The 3307-nt window shown below is 41.7% G+C and carries 3 protein-coding genes; all 3 read left to right on the top strand.

Annotated elements, in window-relative coordinates; genetic code table 11:
• Positions 1-115: 115 nt before the first annotated feature.
• Entirely contained in the window at positions 116-2203 is a 2088-nt protein-coding gene (gene topA, locus SORDD16_RS05350) for a type I DNA topoisomerase (protein WP_061452621.1), read from the top strand.
• A gap of 107 nt (positions 2204-2310) precedes the next feature.
• Positions 2311-2670 carry a YbaN family protein gene (locus tag SORDD16_RS05345; RefSeq protein WP_061452620.1) on the top strand — a complete coding sequence of 120 codons (360 nt, stop codon included), beginning with the start codon at positions 2311-2313 and terminating at the stop codon, positions 2668-2670.
• A 93-nt stretch (positions 2671-2763) separates the two neighbouring features.
• Positions 2764-3307 (top strand): copper homeostasis protein CutC (locus tag SORDD16_RS05340; protein WP_061452619.1); only part of this gene is annotated, 544 nt, incomplete at its 3' end.

The following is a 3307-nucleotide window of genomic DNA, read 5'->3' as shown; positions in this document are numbered from 1 at the left end:
ATAACTTAATAAACTGTTTACACAAAATTATTGACAGAACCGAGTTAAGTCTTGACAGGTCTTTAAAAATGGTTTACACTTTATAAAGTTTATTACTTTGAAAAGGTGTGATAGTGTGGCTACGGCAACAAAGAAGAAAAAATCAACAGCTAAGAAAAATCTAGTCATCGTGGAGTCGCCTGCCAAGGCGAAAACGATTGAGAAATATCTAGGCAGAAATTACAAGGTTCTCGCCAGTGTCGGGCATATCCGTGATTTGAAAAAATCCAGTATGTCGGTCGACATTGAAAATAACTATGAACCGCAGTATATCAATATCCGTGGAAAAGGTTCTCTCATCAATGACTTAAAAAAAGAAGCTAAAAAGGCCAATAAAGTCTTTCTGGCGAGTGACCCGGACCGTGAAGGAGAAGCGATTTCTTGGCACTTGGCTCACATTCTCAACTTGGATGAGAATGATGCCAACCGTGTGGTCTTTAATGAAATCACCAAGGATGCAGTCAAGAATGCCTTTAAAGAACCTCGCAAGATTGACATGGACTTGGTCGACGCCCAACAAGCTCGTCGTGTCTTAGACCGCTTGGTAGGGTATTCGATTTCGCCAATTTTGTGGAAAAAGGTCAAGAAGGGCTTATCAGCAGGACGCGTGCAGTCTGTTGCTCTTAAGCTCATCATTGACCGTGAAAATGAAATCAATGCCTTTCAACCGGAAGAATACTGGACAATTGATGGTGTCTTTAAGAAGGGAACCAAGCAATTTCAGGCTTCTTTCTATGGTATGAATGGCAAAAAGATGAAATTGACCACCAATGAAGAAGTCAAAGAAGTCTTGTCCCATTTGACTAGTAAAGATTTCACAGTAGACCAGGTAGATAAGAAAGAACGCAAACGCAATGCGCCCCTACCTTATACGACTTCAACCATGCAAATGGATGCGGCTAACAAAATTAATTTCCGTACTCGAAAGACCATGATGGTGGCCCAACAGCTCTATGAAGGGATCAATATCGGATCGGGCGTGCAAGGTTTGATTACCTATATGCGTACAGACTCGACTCGTATCAGTCCTGTGGCTCAGAACGAAGCGGCAAGCTACATTAACGACCGTTTTGGAGCTAAGTATTCTAAGCATGGTAGCAAGGTTAAAAATGCTTCAGGTGCTCAGGATGCTCACGAGGCTATTCGTCCATCTAGTGTCTTTAATACACCAGAAAACATCGCTAAGTACTTGGACAAAGACCAGCTCAAACTTTATACCCTTATCTGGAACCGTTTTGTGGCCAGTCAGATGACAGGCGCTATCTTTGATACCATGGCTGTTAAGCTCTCTCAAAATGGAGTTCAATTCGCGGCAAATGGAAGCCAAGTTAAGTTTGATGGTTATCTTGCTATTTACAATGACTCTGACAAGAACAAGATGTTGCCAGATATGGCTGTTGGAGATGTGGTCAAGCAGGTGAATAGCAAGCCAGAACAACATTTCACCCAACCGCCTGCTCGCTATTCGGAAGCGACACTTATTAAGACCTTGGAAGAAAATGGAGTTGGACGTCCGTCAACCTACGCTCCGACCATTGAAACTATTCAAAAACGATACTACGTTCGTCTGGCAGCCAAACGCTTTGAACCGACAGAACTGGGAGAAATTGTCAATAAGCTCATCGTTGAATATTTCCCAGATATCGTAAACGTGACCTTCACAGCTGAGATGGAAGGAAAACTGGATGATGTCGAAGTTGGAAAAGAGCAGTGGCAACGGGTCATTGACGCCTTTTACAAACCATTCTCCAAAGAAGTAGCCAAGGCTGAAGCTGAAATGGAAAAAATCCAGATCAAGGATGAGCCAGCTGGATTTGACTGTGAAGTTTGTGGCAGTCCAATGGTGATTAAGCTCGGTCGTTTTGGTAAATTCTATGCTTGTAGTAATTTCCCAGACTGCCGTCACACACAAGCGATTGTCAAAGAGATTGGAGTCGAGTGTCCGAGCTGTCATCAAGGACAAATCATCGAACGCAAAACCAAGCGCAATCGTATCTTCTATGGTTGCAATCGTTACCCAGAATGTGAATTTACTTCCTGGGACAAACCAATTGGGCGTGATTGTCCAAAATGCGGACACTTCCTTGTGGAGAAAAAAGTCCGTGGTGGTGGCAAGCAGGTTGTATGTAGCAATGGTGACTACGAAGAGGAAAAGATTAAATAAAATGCAGAGTCCTGAATACGAATTTCAGGCTCTTTTTAGTTGAAGCTTGACAAATTTCCTCATTATATGCGAAACTAGAGGAAGAGATAATTTATCTAGGAGAAGTTATGCGCATTATTTATTTCTGTATTGGTTTTATTTCTTTGGTTCTAGCTCTTGTCGGCGTTGTCTTGCCACTCTTGCCAACAACTCCCTTTCTTTTGCTGTCTATCGCTTGCTTTTCAAAATCCTCTAAGCGCTTCGAAGATTGGCTTTATCATACCAAGCTCTATCAGGCATATGTAGCTGATTTTCGGGAAACCAAGTCAATCGCGCGAGAACGTAAGAAAAAAATCATCGTATCTATCTACATCTTGATGGGGATTTCTATTTATTTTGCCCCTCTCTTGCCAGTTAAAATCGGTCTGGGAGCCTTGACTATTTTTATCACCTATTACCTCTTTAAAGTCATTCCAGACAAAGAATAGATAAAAATAGGAGTTATTTGCCTTGATAAAAATGAAAGTATATTTAAAACAATATGATATAATAAATTTAAAGAAAACATCAAGGAGAATCAAATGATTTACGAATTTTGTGCTGAAAATGTGACCTTGCTTGAAAAAGCGATGCAGGCTGGAGCTCGTCGAATCGAACTTTGTGATAATCTAGCAGTTGGTGGAACAACACCTAGTTATGGAGTGACCAAGGCAGCGGTTGAACTGGCAGCTAACTACGATAGCAGCATTATGACCATGATTCGTCCACGTGGTGGCGACTTTGTCTATAATGATGTGGAAATTGCGATTATGCTAGAAGACATTCGTTTGACTGCGCAGGCTGGAAGTCAAGGGGTTGTTTTTGGGGTATTAAGTGCTGATAAAAAGTTGGATAAGCCTAATCTTGAGAAGTTGATTGCTGCATCAAAAGGAATGGAAATTGTCTTTCACATGGCCTTTGATGAATTAAGTGATGAAGACCAGTTGGAAGCTATTGACTGGCTTAGCCAAGCTGGAGTCACTCGTATTCTGACTCGTGCTGGAGTATCTGGTGACTCGCTAGACAAGCGTTTTGCTCACTACCACAGAATTTTGGAACATGCAGCTGGCAAAATTGAAATTCTAC

This window comes from Streptococcus oralis (assembly GCF_001578945.1).
GTDB lineage: Bacteria > Bacillota > Bacilli > Lactobacillales > Streptococcaceae > Streptococcus > Streptococcus oralis_Q.
This window is presented reverse-complemented; position numbering and strand designations above follow the sequence as displayed.